Annotated in this window: 20 protein-coding genes; 14 read left to right on the top strand and 6 right to left on the bottom strand. The window is 44.6% G+C overall.

Going from position 1 to position 17,077, the window contains the following annotated elements:
- The first annotated feature begins 74 nt into the window (after positions 1-74).
- The 7 genes from AC0L6V_RS15260 (at position 75) to AC0L6V_RS15230 (ending at position 3,252) form a co-directional block, all read left to right on the top strand.
- Entirely contained in the window at positions 75-1,013 is a 939-nt protein-coding gene (locus tag AC0L6V_RS15260) for an SMP-30/gluconolactonase/LRE family protein (RefSeq protein ID WP_265218015.1), read from the top strand.
- Between the two features lie 26 nt (positions 1,014-1,039).
- Entirely contained in the window at positions 1,040-1,714 is a 675-nt protein-coding gene (locus AC0L6V_RS15255) for a hypothetical protein (RefSeq protein ID WP_409418742.1), read from the top strand.
- 174 nt (positions 1,715-1,888) lie between these two features.
- Positions 1,889-2,071: a type II toxin-antitoxin system HicA family toxin gene (locus AC0L6V_RS15250; RefSeq protein ID WP_265218012.1), complete on the top strand. Its 183-nt coding sequence runs from the start codon at positions 1,889-1,891 to the stop codon at positions 2,069-2,071.
- Positions 2,072-2,095: 24 nt separating this feature from the next.
- Entirely contained in the window at positions 2,096-2,260 is a 165-nt protein-coding gene (locus AC0L6V_RS15245) for a type II toxin-antitoxin system HicB family antitoxin (RefSeq protein WP_418138392.1), read from the top strand.
- Positions 2,235-2,501 (top strand): type II toxin-antitoxin system HicB family antitoxin, encoded by a 267-nt coding sequence (locus AC0L6V_RS15240; protein ID WP_418138391.1) that lies wholly within the window; start codon positions 2,235-2,237, stop codon positions 2,499-2,501. Before AC0L6V_RS15245 ends, AC0L6V_RS15240 begins: the two co-directional genes overlap by 26 nt.
- Positions 2,502-2,624: 123 nt before the next feature.
- Positions 2,625-2,957 (top strand): type II toxin-antitoxin system RelE/ParE family toxin, encoded by a 333-nt coding sequence (locus AC0L6V_RS15235; RefSeq protein WP_265218189.1) that lies wholly within the window; start codon positions 2,625-2,627, stop codon positions 2,955-2,957.
- Positions 2,950-3,252 (top strand): helix-turn-helix domain-containing protein, encoded by a 303-nt coding sequence (locus AC0L6V_RS15230; protein ID WP_265218009.1) that lies wholly within the window; start codon positions 2,950-2,952, stop codon positions 3,250-3,252. Before AC0L6V_RS15235 ends, AC0L6V_RS15230 begins: the two co-directional genes overlap by 8 nt.
- Positions 3,253-3,552: 300 nt before the next feature.
- Here AC0L6V_RS15230 and ettA read toward each other — a convergent pair whose 3' ends face one another.
- The 4 genes from ettA to AC0L6V_RS15210 all read right to left on the bottom strand — a co-directional run bounded on the left by ettA (position 3,553) and on the right by AC0L6V_RS15210 (position 8,980).
- Positions 3,553-5,214 (bottom strand): energy-dependent translational throttle protein EttA, encoded by a 1,662-nt coding sequence (gene ettA, locus AC0L6V_RS15225; protein ID WP_111639096.1) that lies wholly within the window; start codon positions 5,212-5,214, stop codon positions 3,553-3,555.
- Positions 5,215-5,545: 331 nt separating this feature from the next.
- Entirely contained in the window at positions 5,546-7,042 is a 1,497-nt protein-coding gene (locus AC0L6V_RS15220; protein ID WP_265218008.1) for a methyl-accepting chemotaxis protein, read from the bottom strand.
- A gap of 54 nt (positions 7,043-7,096) precedes the next feature.
- Positions 7,097-7,948, bottom strand: a complete 852-nt coding sequence (locus tag AC0L6V_RS15215) for a transporter substrate-binding domain-containing protein (protein WP_265218007.1) — start codon at positions 7,946-7,948, stop codon at positions 7,097-7,099.
- Between the two features lie 120 nt (positions 7,949-8,068).
- Complete coding sequence (locus AC0L6V_RS15210) at positions 8,069-8,980, bottom strand: DMT family transporter (RefSeq protein WP_265218006.1); 912 nt, start codon at positions 8,978-8,980, stop codon at positions 8,069-8,071.
- A 163-nt stretch (positions 8,981-9,143) separates the two neighbouring features.
- Between AC0L6V_RS15210 and nrdR the strand changes: the two genes are divergently transcribed.
- The 7 genes from nrdR (at position 9,144) to AC0L6V_RS15175 (ending at position 13,958) form a co-directional block, all read left to right on the top strand.
- The gene (gene nrdR / locus AC0L6V_RS15205; protein ID WP_265218005.1) at positions 9,144-9,656 is read left to right on the top strand and encodes a transcriptional regulator NrdR; all 513 of its coding nucleotides are present in this window, start codon (positions 9,144-9,146) and stop codon (positions 9,654-9,656) included.
- The gene (gene ribD, locus AC0L6V_RS15200) at positions 9,653-10,804 is read left to right on the top strand and encodes a bifunctional diaminohydroxyphosphoribosylaminopyrimidine deaminase/5-amino-6-(5-phosphoribosylamino)uracil reductase RibD (protein WP_265218004.1); all 1,152 of its coding nucleotides are present in this window, start codon (positions 9,653-9,655) and stop codon (positions 10,802-10,804) included. Before nrdR ends, ribD begins: the two co-directional genes overlap by 4 nt.
- A gap of 306 nt (positions 10,805-11,110) precedes the next feature.
- Positions 11,111-11,623, top strand: a complete 513-nt coding sequence (gene nusB / locus AC0L6V_RS15195) for a transcription antitermination factor NusB (RefSeq protein ID WP_265218003.1) — start codon at positions 11,111-11,113, stop codon at positions 11,621-11,623.
- Between the two features lie 365 nt (positions 11,624-11,988).
- Entirely contained in the window at positions 11,989-12,282 is a 294-nt protein-coding gene (locus tag AC0L6V_RS15190; protein ID WP_265218002.1) for a DUF6172 family protein, read from the top strand.
- Positions 12,283-12,465: 183 nt separating this feature from the next.
- Positions 12,466-12,888, top strand: coding sequence for a thiamine-phosphate kinase (locus AC0L6V_RS15185; RefSeq protein ID WP_265218001.1), 423 nt, complete (start codon positions 12,466-12,468; stop codon positions 12,886-12,888).
- Positions 12,827-13,417: a thiamine-phosphate kinase gene (gene thiL / locus AC0L6V_RS15180; protein ID WP_265218000.1), complete on the top strand. Its 591-nt coding sequence runs from the start codon at positions 12,827-12,829 to the stop codon at positions 13,415-13,417. The genes AC0L6V_RS15185 and thiL overlap by 62 nt, the downstream gene beginning before the upstream one ends.
- Before the next feature lie 58 nt (positions 13,418-13,475).
- Positions 13,476-13,958, top strand: coding sequence for a phosphatidylglycerophosphatase A family protein (locus AC0L6V_RS15175; protein WP_265217999.1), 483 nt, complete (start codon positions 13,476-13,478; stop codon positions 13,956-13,958).
- A gap of 116 nt (positions 13,959-14,074) precedes the next feature.
- Here the strand turns inward: AC0L6V_RS15175 and hydA are convergent, their stop codons facing one another.
- Both hydA and AC0L6V_RS15165 read right to left on the bottom strand, forming a co-directional pair.
- Positions 14,075-15,517 carry a dihydropyrimidinase gene (gene hydA / locus AC0L6V_RS15170; RefSeq protein ID WP_409418739.1) on the bottom strand — a complete coding sequence of 481 codons (1,443 nt, stop codon included), beginning with the start codon at positions 15,515-15,517 and terminating at the stop codon, positions 14,075-14,077.
- Positions 15,518-15,579: 62 nt separating this feature from the next.
- Entirely contained in the window at positions 15,580-17,064 is a 1,485-nt protein-coding gene (locus AC0L6V_RS15165) for an NCS1 family nucleobase:cation symporter-1 (protein ID WP_265217998.1), read from the bottom strand.
- Positions 17,065-17,077: the final 13 nt, after the last annotated feature.

Here is a 17,077-nt window from a genome sequence, read left to right as displayed (position 1 = left end):
TGCCCCTTTCCATTTGTTGAAAGGGGCGTTTCATTGATTTATTTACAGTGCTTGTAGAGGTAACGGTGATCGCCATGGAAAAATTTGATGACAGAATAGAATCGATTTTATTAGGGAAATCAGACTTAGAAAAAGTATGCACAGGAGCAACATGGAGTGAGGGACCCGTTTGGCTCGATCATTCACAAACCCTATTATGGAGTGATATTCCCAATAATCGAATATTAAGTTGGAACGAGGAGAAAGGCCTAAGGGTATGGCGTTCGCCTGCTAACTTTACCAACGGTCATTATCTTGATTTGCAGGGCAACCTATTGCATTGCAGTCACGGTGGTAGATCCATTGAAAGAACGGATTTAAAAACAGGTGAGACAACTACGTTAGTCGACCGATATCTTGGTAAGCGTTTGAATTCGCCAAATGATTTAGTGGTGAAGTCAGATGGTACTGTTTGGTTTTCTGATCCACCTTACGGCATTTTATCTAATGTAGAAGGCTATAAAGCAGAGTCTGAACAAGAGGGGAATTTCGTCTATCGTTTTGATCCTATCACCAGTGAGCTATCCGTTGTTTGTCATACGATTGAAGAACCAAATGGTTTGGCCTTTTCACCAAATGAATCAAAACTTTATATCGCCGACACTTCTGCGGCGCTAAGAGAAGACGGCTCGGGAAATCATCATATTAAAGTGTTTGATGTCGAGCAGGGGCGCAAGCTAAGTAACGAAAGGTTGTTTGCCGTGGTGTCACCGGGGTTAGCCGATGGCTTTCGAGTGGATCAACAAGGTTGGGTTTATACCTCGTCGGAAGACAGTATTCAGATTTACCACATGGATGGCACATTATTAGGCAAAATTCGGGTGCCAGAAAAAGTATCTAACTGCACTTTTGCGACAGACAGGTCTTCTAATCACCAAGGAGAGACCTTGTATATTACCGCTTCTACTTCTATATATCGTATTCGTTTAAATACCCGTGGAGCGCGTCCTCAGGCTTCAGGCAATGGTGTTTGACAGCGAAATTTTTTAAGGGATCATTGATGAATTTTACAGAATACTCCGCCATTCTTAGTGCTTTTAAAGAGGGTGTATTTACTTCTATCCTAGACAGCTACGACGATATTTGTCATGCACAAGATCAGTTGATCGCTGAACTCACCAGCAAAGGTGCCGTCATCAAAGGCTGGAAAGTCGTTGAGGATTCCGGTGTTTTTATTCTATCGCCTATTTTTGACTTTCAAATTTTCCAGAATCAGGGCGCTCAGCTACCAAAAGACAAGTTATCTGGTATCGAAGTGGAAATCTGCTATCAGTGCAGTGTTCCACTCTTGCCAAGTGATATTGAATACGCCGTTAGCCACAGCCAGCCACTTGTTGCTATAGAGGTTTTACGTCCCAAAATTAATGACAAGAGTTATCAATCTTGTGACTTTTATTACAACTACGGCATCTTAGTGTCGAGCCAACCTATCGCAAGTGATTTTTCACTTAAAAGTGGACAAACCTACCACTACTCAACCAGCGGCCCCGATTTTTTCGAACAGAAAAAGGCGGTGCTGTTGAAGGGCGTACAAGAATGTGTTCGTCGAGGCTATATCGATGATTTCTTCTTCATGACAGGCAGCCTTAACGGACTTATTGCAACTGATTTATGCTTGGGTAAAAACGAAGTCATTGCATCAAATGGCACGTTAATTAGTGTAGATATTGTATAGCGCCCGACTCTGTTTATTGAAGCTGCTTACTGGAAGGTTCGCGGCTTTTTTGTTTCTAGTATCATAGTGATTGTTTTTTAGGGTTATTGGAGTTATAAGAAAAAGCAATTGGTTTTAAGGGGGTGTTGGGGTTATTGTTATTAATACTAAGGAAAGGGATGCGAAAGGGGTTATATGAAAAGCCGAGAGGTAATCCAGATGCTAGTCGAAGACGGATGGTACGAAGTTAGAGTAAAAGGCAGCCACGTGCAGTTTAAGCATCCTAATAAAAAAGGCACAGTGACGGTTCCCCATCCAAAGAAAGATGTACCGATTGGTACTTTTAACAGCATAAAGAAACAAGCCCAGCTTTATTAATAGCTTTTAGCAGAGGTACGAACCATGAAATACCCAATTGTATTGCATACCGACAATGGCGTTAGTTACGGCGTGACTGTGCCAGATGTGCCCGGCTGCTTTTCGGCTGGCGATACATTTGATGAGGCACTAGAAATGGCCGAAGAAGCAATCTTTTCTCACCTTGAGACTCTTGTTAGAAGACGGTGAAGACATTCCAACCGCAAGCCCAATCACCGCTCATAAAGACAATCCAGACTACGCCGATGGTGTATGGGCTGTGGTGAATGTCGATATCACACCTTTGTTGGGAAAAAGCGAAAAAATTAACGTCACCTTACCGCATCTGCTGATTACCAAAATCGACAAAATGGTCGCCGCAAATCCAAAATACAAATCGCGCTCTGGCTTCTTAGCCGAGGCGTCTAAGAAAGTGTTACAGTTAGGTTAGCGGCAAGATAAAACAAGCACAGGATGTGTTGAGTATTGTTGAAATACTACCCAAGGAGGGTATACTTTTATTTATAAAACTAAAGAGTTTTGTTCTTTAACTAAAAAAGATCGTTTGTCTGATATGGATCTCATTGAAGTATGTGATGAGATCCAGAGAGGATTAGTTGATGCTGACCTAGGTGGCGCTCTCTATAAAAAGAGAGTGGCAACACAGAGCAAAGGTAAGAGTGGTGGCTATCGAACGATTATTGGCGCTGTCATTGGTGAAAAGTATTTTTTCTTGTATGCCTTTGCTAAAAACAAACGAGCTAACATCACCAAAAAAGAGCAAATGGCGCTAAGAGAATTAGCCCAAGTGTTTATTAGTTTTAGCCAGAGTGAACTAGAAAGTTTGATAGCTTCGAAAGAGTTAATCAAAGTAGAAAATTGCCAAGAAGGAGATCGCCATGAGTGATATTTTAAAGTCTGTTCATAAGACAGCCAAAGGCCTAAAAAAAGCGGGTGCGATTGATAAAACCACCATGCGTCAATTTGATACCTTATGCTTAACCTCTATTCATGATTTCACTCCTGAGCAAGTCAAAAAACTAAGGCTAGCCAATAACCTTTCCCAACCCGTTTTCGCACAATATTTAAATGTCAGCGATAAGCTGGTTAAAAAATGGGAGCAAGGTGAAAGCAAACCCAGAGGCGCTGCGCTGAAAATGCTTTCTCTTGTGGAGCGAAAAGGGATAGAAACGATAGCCTAGTTTTACCCAATTAAACTGGATATATAGAAAGCTTTGTATCTCACTCTCAGCAATAAATGAGGTAGTACGTTTCTTGTCTCTCATTCGTGTACATCAAACTCATTAGTCTCTCATTTTTTTAAGTAAATGAGAGACAAAGTCTTATATGACGGTTTGATACGCAATACTTAAGAGTCAGTGATGAGTGAGTAGGAAAACCGGAGAAGGGTAAAAGAAAACCATAATTTTAAAAATAAAAAAACCGCTTCCATTCCTGAAAGCGGCTTTCCATTCTTTACCAACTAATCCTATTAAATAGAATTAAGCATCAATACGTTTGTACTTGATTCGAGTTGGTGTGGCGTCGTTGCCGGTACGTTTTTTGTAGTCGGCTTCGTATTCTGCGTAGTTCCCTTCGAAGAAGACGGCTTTAGAATCGCCTTCGTACGCTAGGATGTGTGTTGCGATACGGTCTAGGAACCAACGGTCGTGGGAAATAACAATCGCGGCGCCTGGGAAGGCCAGTAGGGCGTCTTCCAGAGCACGTAAAGTTTCTACGTCTAGGTCGTTGGTCGGCTCATCCAGTAGCAATACGTTGCCGCCTTCTTTAAGCAGTTTCGCTAGGTGCAAGCGGTTACGCTCACCACCAGACAAATGCTTAACCAATTTTTGTTGATCAGATCCTTTGAAATTAAAGCGGCCAATGTAAGCACGAGACGGTACTTTGTAGTTGTGAACCGTGATCATGTCTAGGCCGTCAGCGATTTCTTCAAACACGGTTTTGTCGCCATCCAGTTCACGCATTTGGTCAACGTAAGCCAGTTGTACTGTTTCGCCCAACGTCACTGTGCCTGTATCAGGTTTTTCGATGCCAGCGATCATTTTGAACAGGGTAGATTTACCGGCACCGTTACCACCCACCACACCGACGATAGCGCCTTGTGGCACCACCATGTTGAAGTCTTCTAGTAGCATCTTGTGTTCGAAGCTTTTGCTAACGCCTTCGATTTCGATGACTTTGTTACCAAGACGTGGTCCTGGTGGAATGTACAATTCGTTAGTTTCGTTACGATCTTGGAACTCTTGTGAGTTCATTTCTTCGAATCGAGCCAAACGGGCTTTGGATTTAGACTGGCGGCCTTTGGCGTTTTGGCGAACCCACTCAAGTTCCGATTTGATGGCTTTTTGGTGAGAGGCTTGTTGCTTCGCTTCTTGTTCTAGACGAGCATTCTTTTGCTCCAACCAAGAAGAGTAGTTGCCTTCGTATGGAATACCATGGCCGCGGTCCAATTCTAAAATCCAGCCAGCGGCGTTATCTAGGAAGTAACGGTCGTGGGTAATCGCCACAACGGTGCCTGGGTAATCTTTTAAGAAGCGCTCTAGCCAAGCGACGGATTCAGCATCCAAATGGTTGGTTGGCTCGTCTAGTAGGATCATGTCAGGCTTGTTTAATAGCAAACGACAAAGCGCCACACGACGACGCTCACCACCAGAAAGGTGTTCTACTTTGGCGTCCCAAGGTGGAAGACGAAGCGCATCGGCCGCGACTTCAAGGGCACGATCTAGGTTGTGACCTTCTTTCGCTTCGATTAAGGCTTCAAGCTGACCTTGTTCTTTTGCTAGGGCGTCAAAGTCTGCATCGGGTTCTGCGTATGCTGCATAGACGGCATCCAAACGTGCCATCGCTTCAATTACGTCAGTAAAGGCTTCTTCAACAATGCCACGAACGTTTTTTTCTGGATCAAGATGCGGTTCTTGCTCCAAGTAGCCGATTTTGATGCCCGGCATTGGACGCGCTTCGCCATTATGCTCGGTATCCACACCCGCCATGATACGAAGTAGGGTAGATTTACCAGAACCGTTAAGACCCAATACACCGATCTTAGCGCCAGGGAAGAATGAAAGAGAAATGTCTTTTAGAATCTCGCGTTTAGGCGGAACAATTTTCCCAACGCGATTCATGCTGTATACAAACTGAGCCATAAATAGTCAACTTATCCTATGATTAGAAATCCTAGCACGACTACTACGCTCGCCAATACTTTGTTAAAAACAGACTCAAAATGCTCATTTATAAACCATAAACTTTGCTTTTTCGTCAGTTTTTGCCTCGTCTTGGCTTTGCTCGTAACGTCGTGAATAAATTTCGTTAAAACGCTCCACGGGATTACCAAAAAATGTCTGGCAAGTTGATGGAGAGCCAAATGAAATTAGTTAGGTAAGGATAGCACAGGGGAAGATTGGGAAAAATACAGATGCGAGCAAGAACCGCTATTTATCGTAACGGTTCTTGCTGCGTTTTTATCTAGATCGTTTAAAGCTTAAAGTTAGATAAATCACGATTAATGCTTGAGCTGAGTGAGTCGAGCTGATCACTAAGTTGTTCGATGTTTGCAGCATTGTCGGTGATGACTATCGTGGCATTATTGATAATAAGAACTTTATCGCTGACTTCAGAGGCAACTGAGCTTTGCTCTTCGGTCGCTGTTGCTACTTGAGCGTTCATGTCATTGATGACGATAATATCTTGAATGATATTGTCGAGTGCGGCAATTGCTCCGCTGGATTCATCAATCGTTCTTTGTAGTGTGGCACTAGTCGACTGCATGAGTTTACTCGCGTCCTCAGAGGCGGTTTGTAAGCTATTAATGATGCCTTCGATTTCAGACGTTGAATCTTGAGTGCGTTGTGCTAATGAACGTACTTCATCGGCCACGACAGCAAATCCACGACCTTGTTCACCAGCACGAGCGGCTTCTATCGCCGCGTTAAGCGCTAATAAATTCGTTTGCTCAGCAACGCCTTTGATCACATCCAATACGGTATTAATTTGAGAGCTTTGATTTTTCAATTCAACTATTTTCACAGACGTAGAATTGATTTCCTTACCTAAGTTGTGAATATCATTGATGGTGTTTTTGACGATGCTGTTACCTTTGACGGCAAGCTCATTACAGCGCTGGGTTTTATTCGCTGTTTCGTTGGCGTTTCGAGCGACTTCATGTGTCGCTGAGGACATTTCATTGAGCGCAGTGGCCACTTGTTCAATTTCTAGTAACTGTTGTTCTGTGGATTTGACGTTTTCATTTGCATTAGACTTAATGCTGTGAGAACAGTTTGACAGTTCGTTATTTGAGTGAACAATTTTTTGTACCAAGGTATGAAGGTTAGAAATAAAGGTATCAAAGCCGTGGGCAAGGACACCGACTTCATCTTTACTTTGGATGTTGAGTCGTCTTGTTAGATCACCACCACCTTGTGCGATTTCAGCCATTGCGTTGGCTACGACTTTGATTGGGTTCACGACATAGCGAGTTAGTACGAACCAGTTGGTGATCTGTAAAACGAGTATCAAAATGACGCCAATCAGTAGGAACATATTTCGAATAGACGATAGTAGTTCGGCGTTGCTGTCCATACGGTATGTTACTTCAAGATGACCTATGACACTCTTGTCACTCCAAGTAATATCTATTTTATCAACACGTAAGTCGTGGGAGTCTGCTTTTGTACTCTGTTCGTCTTTTGCTGTGCCAAGTAGTTTATTTCTTTGGTCATACGCTTTTATGCTGTCCACAAAAGGAAGATTCATAAAAGAAGACATAATGTGTTCAATTAGGCCTGAATCATAAGAAAAAATAGGTTCTTGTAACGCAATCGACAAGGTATTGTTTAAGCCTTTAATTTGCTTATCTAACGCATCATCGAAATGATTTTTAGCCAACATGTAGCTGCTGGAGAAAATGATTACCATCACGATGAGTGAAGCGCTGGAAAGAAAAAGCATGGATTTCTGTTTGATTGAATTCATTTCTATCTCGTATCGTTGCTTTGGGTATAAGAAATATGTCGTTATTTCGCTGGTTTAAAGGCTATCTAAATCCAACCAAAATTCTTTGCGATCAAAGGGCGTATCTGGATGCATGGTGGCATTTTTTATGCGAATGACTTTACGTTGTTTTAGATTTGCCTGCTCCAAAACATCTTTAATCATGGGGTGATTGAAGAACAGTTTGTCGTAGCTTCCATCCGCAATGGCCATTTCAAAACCTTTATAGATTTTGTCGTGCAGCGCTTTATTCGATTTTTCGACATAAAAATATTGAGCGAAGGGGTAAATCAGCATGAGGTGTTTATCGATGGCTAAATTCAGTTCTGGACGAGATTTCACTTCGACCCAAGGCTCGTGGAGCGCTCTTGGAAAGTAATCAAATCGACCACCTTCTAGCATCAAAAATAAGTTGGGATATTTGATCGTCGTGATAGTTGGAATGCCAGCCAACTTCATTATCTTGGTATCACCCCATAGTGTTCCCAAGCCTGGTTTGAAGCGTTTCAAATCTTCCAAGGTGTTTATTTTATTGAATTTTTCTTGATCAGCAGCACGAATGATAAAGATGCGATGGCCTAGTAATCCTTTTAGGGCCGGTATTCTAACAGGTAGCATTTTGTCTTCGTATGTGGAGGTAGAGCCTCCCCACATAACATCGAACGTCTTTGACTCAACAGCGCCAATAGCTCGCGCAGTGTTTAGCTCTTGGTCGTTTTGAATATAGGTGACGTCTGAGTCAACTTTACTCATAACGAGCTTCAATACGCTGAACATCAGCTCTTCTTTTTCTCCCACCACCTTATTTACTCTGATGGTTTCTGCACTCATGACATGAAATGAGTGAAGTATCAGAATCATCATCCCTATGTATTTAAATGTATTCACTTTATGCTATTTCCTTTTTTTGTTACATAAAATTACAATCTTGGAATCTTATGTCTTATAGCTTTTCTATTTCAAGTGAATTTTTTATTTAATACGATAAAGAAGAATATTGAGTGATTTTTAGTGACTGAATAAAATAATAAAAGCTGCGCCAGCCACAACGAAAATCGCACCAATCCATGCACCAAAGGCTGGGCGTTGGCCTGTGGTAATCCATAAACCCGGAAGAATCAAGACAGGAACAACGGCTGATAACGTGGTGACGATACCGACGTTTGCGTTGCCGACACCCCAGACGAGTACGCTCATACCAATGACCATGCCGATAGTGGCAAGGGCCGCAATGCCCATGAAATCAAAGCGCGTGAGCTGGCTAAATGGAATTGCCTCGGCAGGTTGTTTATGTCGATAGTACAAACCATAAGCCAGCACCAATGCCAGCGCGCCCGTACCAACGCGTAATGCAGAAACCGCAATGGGATCGGCGCCATCCACGAGTGCCGGTTTGCTCAGCAAGGCACCACTGGCCTGTCCCAGTGCCGCGCCAAGTGCTAGCAAAATCCCGATACTTAATTTGCCTTTGGTTTGTTCCCAAGCATGTAGGCTGTTTTTGCGTCCAAAGAGAATCGCTATTACCACGCCGACCAATACTAAGCCACAGGCAAACAGTTGATTAAAAGACAGGTTTTCCCCTAGAAACAACCAGCCTAATAGAATCGACATGGGGGCATTGGTAGCAAACAGTACACCAGTGCGACGAGGGCCAAGCCGATGTACAGCGGTAAACAACATGGTGTCGCCAATGAAAATGCCCAATAGCCCCGACAACATGATGATCTTCGCATGTTGCCATAAGGTCGCATCAAAGCGTTGAGTGATTAAGCAAATGACTAAAAGAATGGAGCTGGCAATGACAATACGAAAAGTATTAAAGCGCATGGCGCCAAAACGTTGGATCAGCCCTGGTGCCATTAAACTAGAAATAGTCCAGCATAAGGCCGCAACCAAGCCCGATAATTCTGCGAACGGCATATAAATCCTTATAAACTCATCTAATCTTCTATCGTGAAGAATGATAAACGCGCACACAGTAGCTCGGTAGCTATATTATGGCGGGGTTGGTATGATTTCACCCATCATGTGATGGCCTAATTTTTAGGCATTCTTACACCAAATTAGCGATATTGGAAGCACCATGCGATGCCCTTTTTGTGGAACTCAAGATACTAAAGTAGTGGACTCTCGGTTAGTTTCTGAAGGCGCACAGGTGCGCCGTCGCCGAACCTGTATCCATTGCCAAGAGCGCTTCACCACCTTTGAAGTGGCTGAATTACAAATGCCAAAATTGATCAAAAGTGATGGCAGTCGAGAAGCGTTTGATGAGGAGAAACTGCGCAATGGCATTATTAAAGCTATTGAGAAACGCCCAGTTAGCATTGAGGCGGTCGAAACCGCAATCACTCGTATTAAAGAGAAAATGCAAGCCACTGGCGAGCGTGAACTGCCTTCCCGTTGGACAGGAGAAGCCGTTATGGAAGAGTTGCAGCGTCTCGATCAAGTGGCCTATGTGCGCTTTGCTTCTGTTTATCGTAGCTTTAAAGACATCAGTGAGTTTCGTGAAGCGATAGACCGTCTAGAAAGTCATAGCGTCGCTGTTCCGAAATCAAAACAAAACGTCCCAGAATCGAAAAAAGAAGATAAAGCATGACATATAACCATGAATATTGGATGGCGAAAGCCATCCAGCTCGCGAAAAAAGGCCGTTATACCACTCATCCAAACCCACGTGTTGGTTGTGTGTTGGTTAAAGATCAGCAAATCATTGGCCAAGGTTTTCATATTAAAGCCGGAGAAGGTCACGCCGAAGTCAACGCATTAGCGGATGCCAAACAAGATGCTGTTGGCGCAACGGCTTATGTCACCTTAGAGCCTTGCAGTCATCAAGGCAAAACGCCGCCTTGTGCCGATGCCTTGATTAAAGCGGGCGTCGCGCGCGTTGTTTACGGCATGCAAGACCCGAATCCTGAAGTGTCTGGTAATGGTTTGGCAAAACTTAAAAAAGCCGGGATTGAGATTATCGGCCCCGTTCTAGAAGCGGAATGTGAGGCGTTGAATCCAGGTTTTATCAAGCGTATGCGTGAAGGGCTGCCTTATGTGCGAGTGAAGCTTGCGATGAGTATGGATGGCCGCACGGCAATGGAATCTGGTGAGAGCCAATGGATTACGTGCCCTGCAGCGCGCCTTGATGTACAACGTTTGCGCGCGCAAAGTGATGCGATTGTGACGGGGATTGGTTCGGTATTGGCGGACAATCCTAGCATGACGGTCCGTATCGATAATAATGACCAAGAAGCGGACCCCAAAAGCGTGCGTCAGCCGATTCGTGTGGTGATGGACACCGCTCTGTCGATTCTTCCAGAAGCCAAAATTCTCTACCCAGCGAATCAGGCATGGGTGTTTTCTGTCGAAGACGAAGTGGAAGAAGAGCATTTAGAAGTCCTGACCAAGAAGGGCGTGACGGTGCGTTTTGCTCCGCGTGGCGAAGATGGTCGGCTCGATCTACTGGACGCAATGGAACAACTTGCCGATGCCGGCATTAACGAAGTTTTATTAGAAGCTGGCGCTGAATTGGCTGGTGGTTTTTTAGAAGCAGGTCTGATCGACGAAATCGTGGTGTACATGGCGCCGAAATTATTGGGTTCTAGCGCACGTCCGTTATTTAAATTGCCTTTAGAGGCCATGGACGAAGCCGTTGAGCTGACATTGAAATCGGTTCGCCAAGTTGGGCAAGATGTGCGTTTGGTTTATTTGCCAAAATACCTAGATGAAGATTTTGAAGGTGATTTTGACGAATAGGTAAAAGCTGAGTTATTGCTTTCTCAGGTTTTTTTTGAAAATCCCTGAAAAATGTTTTTTCTTATGAATATTTAGAAAACTTTGCCGAGAAACCTAGAATAAATGTTGCTATAATCGCCGCCCAAGACAACCCGTATATTCGTACCTTTGGTCGATATGACTCAGATGCTGTCTAAAAGCCGTATCTAGTAGCTCTTTAACAACCAAGGGTATTTTCTAAATAAACAAAAGCCAAACAGACAAAAGCCAAACAGGCAAAAAGCGTCAGCCCATAAGGCGGCGTAGTCTGGACAATTGAGGCAAAAAATGAGCGAAGTGGAAACAACAAACGACCAAACTCCAACACCAAAACGTAAGGATAAAAAGCCTTCACGTTCGCAATTGCGCAGTGCTTCTCGTCGTTTGGCATTGCAAGCTGTCTACCAGTGGCAGATGAACAAAACTGCGGTTAGCGAGATAGAAACCCAGTTCGTAATGAACCAAGATCAAGATATGGATTCTTGTGACAAAGTCTACTTTCGTGAGTTGCTGCAAGGTGTCACGGCAAGCGCTAAGAAACTAGACGCTTTGTTTGAAGAACTACTGGACCGTCCATTGAGCGAACTGGATCCGATCGAGTTAGCGGTAATGCGAATTGGTTCGTATGAGTTGTCTCAACGTTTAGACGTACCCTACCGTGTTGCGATCAACGAAAGTGTTGAGCTTGCTAAAGCCTTTGGTGCTACCGAAAGCCATAAATACGTTAACGGCATTCTGGATAAACTAGCACAACGTGTGCGCCGCGAAGAAATCGCCGCTCGCCGTGAAGCCAACAAGTAACCGAAAGACTGTTTTATAAACGCGAAATAGCGTTTATAAAGATAACTAATAAAAGATAACTAAAAACCCCGTTATTACTGGCTAATAACGGGGTTTTTTATGCCTGTTCATGGATATAGCAGACACACTTTATGTAGAGATCGCATTACCTTTTAAACATCGAGGTGGTGCTCGGTAAATACGTTCTGAATCCAAGAGATTGTTCTTGAGGCAAAGGTTCTCTAGACAGAGTCTTTGTTATTTTTAATCAACCAAAAAACACGTCTTATCTTTCTTATTGATGGCTGGTTTATTCTTAACCCGCTATCATAGGTGGGTATCAAGGTGGTTGTTACGCTGCTTTACCCAATATTTTTAGGATCATAATGAAAAAGAACTTTGTCTTATCTCACCCAAAAAAGCCATATCAGCGCCTCATCGAAGAAGCGAAAAACGAAGTTAAGCAATACATCAAAGCGGAACGCAATAAAGCCTTGCCAGAGGGGGCGGATTTTTGGGGATTTAACTGCAAGTTTGGTCAAACTGCTGACAAGGCACGTGCGATCCACGAAGGCGATATCAATACCAATATTAGCTCGGCACAAAGCCAGCATTGGAAGTCTTTTTATCTAGAAGTGATCCCAACACCTAAGACACGGGCTAAGCGTTCTGAAGATTAACGCTTTTTTACTGTGGTAATGATGCATTCCCAAAAGGGCAGGTTGTTCAGAGCAATCTGCCTTTTTTGCTTCTGACAGACTGCCGATAATACGGTATCCTTTCTGCTCTAAAACAGGCGTGCTTTTACTGCTCAGCGAATGCCTTTTAATTGACCTTTTATCAAGATAAGTAAGGATCTTCTGTTGAAAGAATTCGAGTTGATACAAAATATCTTTCAAGCGTCCGTGATGGCAAGTACACAAGGGCGCGGGGATCTTCTGTTAGGTATTGGTGATGATTGCGCACAGGTGCAAGTGCCGCTGGGGCAGAGTCTGGTGTTTTCCATGGATACTCTAGTCGAAGGGCGACATTTCCCTTTTGACGCGGATCCTGTGGATATTGGTTATCGCGCGGTGGCAAGCTGTGTGAGCGATTTAGCGGCAATGGGCGCAAAACCAGCGTTTTTCACCTTGGGACTGACGATTCCTGAATCAGATCCGCAATGGTTAGCGGGTTTGGCGCAAGGTATGGCGGAACTGGCTGAGTCCCATTGGTTTGGCCTTAGTGGGTGGCGATACCACCAAAGGGCCACTGACGATTACGCTGCAAGTGCATGGTTATGTTGAGCCAGACATGGCGGTAAAGCGCAGTGGAGCCAAGGTCGGTGACGATATTTATGTGACTGGACTGCTCGGTGATGCCGCGGCGGCCGTGCCGATTGTCACAGGGGAGTTGCAAGTATCCAGTGAGCGTTTTGATTACTTCTATGAGCGTTTTTGGCGGCCACAACCAAGACTGATTGCTGGTATGGCGCTCAAACGTGTAGTGCATGCCATGATGGATATTTCCGATGGTCTTGCGCAAGATATCCAGCATATACTCAAGGCCTCAGGCGTCGGCGCGAATATCGATGCGCAGCATTTGCCTATTTCTGCGCAGTTAAGCCAGTGGCGGCCAGATGCAGCGGTGGCGTTAGCCTTAACCGGCGGTGATGATTACGAGTTATGCTTTACCGCAGCAAAAGAACAAGCTGCTGAAATTGCATTAATCACCCAAACATTGCGCTTGCCATGCACCAAGGTTGGCGAGATTGTCGAAGAGGGCTTGGTGATTCAACACTATGATGGCGAGATAACTGGCTGGCAACATTTTTAGAGCCATGAGAGTTCACAAAAATTTTTAGGTTTTCATTTAATAGATAGGTAGCAACACCATGGCAAACTCTGCCCCCGCGTCCGTATGGCGTAACCCGATACATTTTCTGGCATTTGGTCTTGGTTCTGGTGCTGCACCAAAAGCACCTGGTACTTTTGGTACGCTTGCGGCTGTGCCGATTTTTATTTGGTTATTACAGGATTTAAGCGCGACAGCGTATTTTATGATGCTAGTAGTGACCTCATTAGTGGGGATTTACCTTTGTGGTAAAACCTCTAAAGACATGGGCGTACATGATCATGCTGGTATCGTCTGGGATGAGTTTGTCGGCTTCTGGATCACCATGTGGCTAGCGCCAGCAGGTTGGTTTTATATCGTGCTGGGCTTTGTCTTGTTTCGTTTATTCGATATCTTGAAGCCTTGGCCTATCTCATGGGTCGATAAAAACGTCCACGGCGGCTTCGGTATCATGCTAGACGATATTTTGGCCGGTGTTATGTCTTTTGTCGTACTACAAGCGTTGGTCGAATTTGTCTTGTAACGGATAAGTTTAGAGCTCATCGATCGAATAACATTTCTTCTCGAAACTATCGCCTTCCTCGTAGAAATGTTATTCGCTCAATGAGTTAAGGGCTGCGGCCCTTTTAAATGATTGTCTTAGCGCACAACTGCTTTAGGTTTATTTAACTCTTTGCGTTTTCTTAGGGCTTCGTAATAAGGCGCGTAAGCTGGGCGGTCTATATATTGTCCATCGCCAGATTGAGCGATTAGCACATTGTTATGCCATGCGAGTTTGCCGTTACAGATTGTGGTTTCTGGCACACCGTGGATTTCCATGCCTTCAAAAATACTGTGCTCGATTTTCGAATGGTGGGTTTTCGCGGAAATCGTTTTGCTCGTGGCAGGATTCCAAATTACCAGATCGGCGTCAGCGCCGACACGAATGCAGCCTTTGCTTGGATACATGTTGAAGATTTTCGCCGTGTTGGTCGAAGTCAAAGCAACAAATTCATTCATGGTGATCTTGCCTTCATTGACACCTTTTTCCCACAGCACCATCATGCGTTCTTCTACTCCCGCTGTACCGTTAGGAATTTGCGTGAAGTTGTCTTTGCCCATGGCTTTTTGCTCGGCACAAAAGGCGCAATGGTCAGTGGCGGTGGTTTGTAGCGTGCCAGCTTGTACGCCTTTCCAAAGCGCATCTTGATGATGTTTTGGTCTGAATGGTGGACTCATAACGTGAGCCGCCGCCGTGGCCCAATTTGGATGTTGATAAACGCTTTCGTCTACGGTGAGATGGCCTGCTAACACTTCGCCAAATACGGTTTGGCCGTGGTCTTTGGCGTAGCGAATGGCATCGACGGCTTCTTCTGTGGAGACATGAACAAGATAAATTGGCGCGCCAAGCGTATTGGCAATGCTAATGGCTCTGTTAGCCGCTTCGCCTTCTACAGAAGAGGGGCGAGACAGCGGATGGGCTTCTGGTCCCGTTATGCCTTCAGCCATGAGTTTATTTTGTAGGTGATAAACCAGCTCGCCATTTTCTGCGTGAACCGTTGGTATCGCACCGAGTGCTAAGCATTTTGTGAAGCTCGCGACAAGAATATCGTCAGTTGCCATGATGGCGTTTTTGTAGGCCATGAAATGTTTGAAACTGTTTACGCCATGGTCTTTTACCAGTATTTTCATTTCTTCCGCGACGGTATCATCCCACCAAGTAATCGCCACATGGAAAGTGTAATTTGAATGGGCTTTTTTTGCCCAGTCACGCCATTGATGATAAGCGTCCAATAAAGACTGCTGAGGATTGGGAATCACAAAATCAATAATAGTCGTTGTGCCGCCAGCAAGCGCTGCGACAGTACCGGAAGCAAAATCGTCTTTTGCCACGGTTCCCATGAAAGGTAACTGCATGTGAGTATGTGGATCGATACCGCCAGGCATGATGAGTTTGCCCGTGGCATCAATGGTTTCAACGTCTTTTGGCAGCACGCTGATGTCGCCTATTTCGACGATTTTATTGTCCTTGCAAAGAATATCGGCTTTGAAGGTTTCTTCGTGGGTGACGATCGTCCCACCTTTTATTAATAGACTACTCATGTGTCGTCCCTTTCCAGTTGTAAAGTATAGACGGCACCACGCGGTGCCGCGGTGAGAATGATTTAGGATTGCAACGCGTCAGTTTGAGTCGCAGGCGTGGTTTGCATATTGCCAAGGATGAAATACAAGATGGCGCCAGTGAATGCGCCAGTGAACCAACCGTAGTTATAGAACCAACCAAGTGTTGGTACATTCAATGCCACTAACGTGATCAAAACGGGTACAGCAAAGGTGATCAGTCCAGCGTTGTTAAAGGCTGGATAAAGGCTGTCTGGCGTATACAGGGCGACTAAATCTAAATGCTGACGTTTGATTAAAAAATAATCGACAATCATGATGCCTGCGATTGGGCCAAGTAAACTTGAATACCCCAATAGCCAATTTGAATACATGCCTTCTACGCTAACATCGGATTCCAAGGCCCCTAATTTTTTGAGTAATTCCCAAGCCATTAGCAGAATACCAATTAAACCTGTTAGCAAAGCGCCACGAGTATGATTAATGAGTTTTGGCGCGATGTTTTGAAAATCGTTAGTTGGAGAAACCACGTTGGCGGCCGTATTGGTTGAAAGCGTGGCTATGACGATCAAGATCATGGCAATTGCCACCCAGAATGGGCTGTCGATTTTACCAATCAAAGAGATTGGATCAGAGATCGTTTCGCCCACCAATGTGGTGGATGCGGCAGTGAGCACTACGCCTAATGCCGCGAAGAAGAACATGGTGATAGGCAAACCAACGATTTGTCCGATAACCTGATCTTTTTGCGATTTTGCATAACGGCTAAAATCGGGAATGTTTAATGATAAGGTTGCCCAGAACCCCACCATGGCCGTCAGACCGCCTAGAAAGTAACCCATAAAGCCAGCATCGGCAGGGCGGTTTGCTGGAGTGGCAAGAAGTTCAGTAAAAGAGACCTTGTCGCTCGCCCAAAACATCAGACCAATGGCAACGATCAATAACAATGGCGCAGATAAGGTTTCCATCCATTTAATCGATTCTGCGCCGCGGATCACCACGTACATGTTTAGCGCCCAGAAAATGAAAAAGCCGATTACTTCGCCGACGCCACCCAAACTTGCCCAGCCATCGGATACGGCTGATAAGAATAAATGAATGGCCAAACCACCAAACATGGTTTGAATTCCAAACCAGCCACACGCAACCAAGGCACGAATCAAACAAGGAATGTTAGAGCCAACCATACCAAAGGATGAACGTAATAACACAGGGAAGGGAATACCGAATTTTGTACCAGGATAGGCGTTTAGTGTCAGTGGCACCAGCAAGATAATGTTAGCCACAAGAATGGTAAACAAGGCTTCCATCACCGACAATCCGAAGTAGGCTGTCAACACCCCGCCCAAGGTATAAGTTGGTACACAAATCGACATACCGACCCATAACGCGGCAATATGCCACTTGCTCCATGTACGATCTTTGACTTTGGTTGGCGCTAAATCGTCGTTATACGCTGAACTTTGTTGCAGGTCGCTATCAACCTCCAACTCATAAAACTCACCTTGTTTAACAGACTTGCTGGTCATTTTTGCCACCTCT

It is taken from the genome of Marinomonas sp. G8-14 (assembly GCF_055808935.1).
This window is presented reverse-complemented; position numbering and strand designations above follow the sequence as displayed.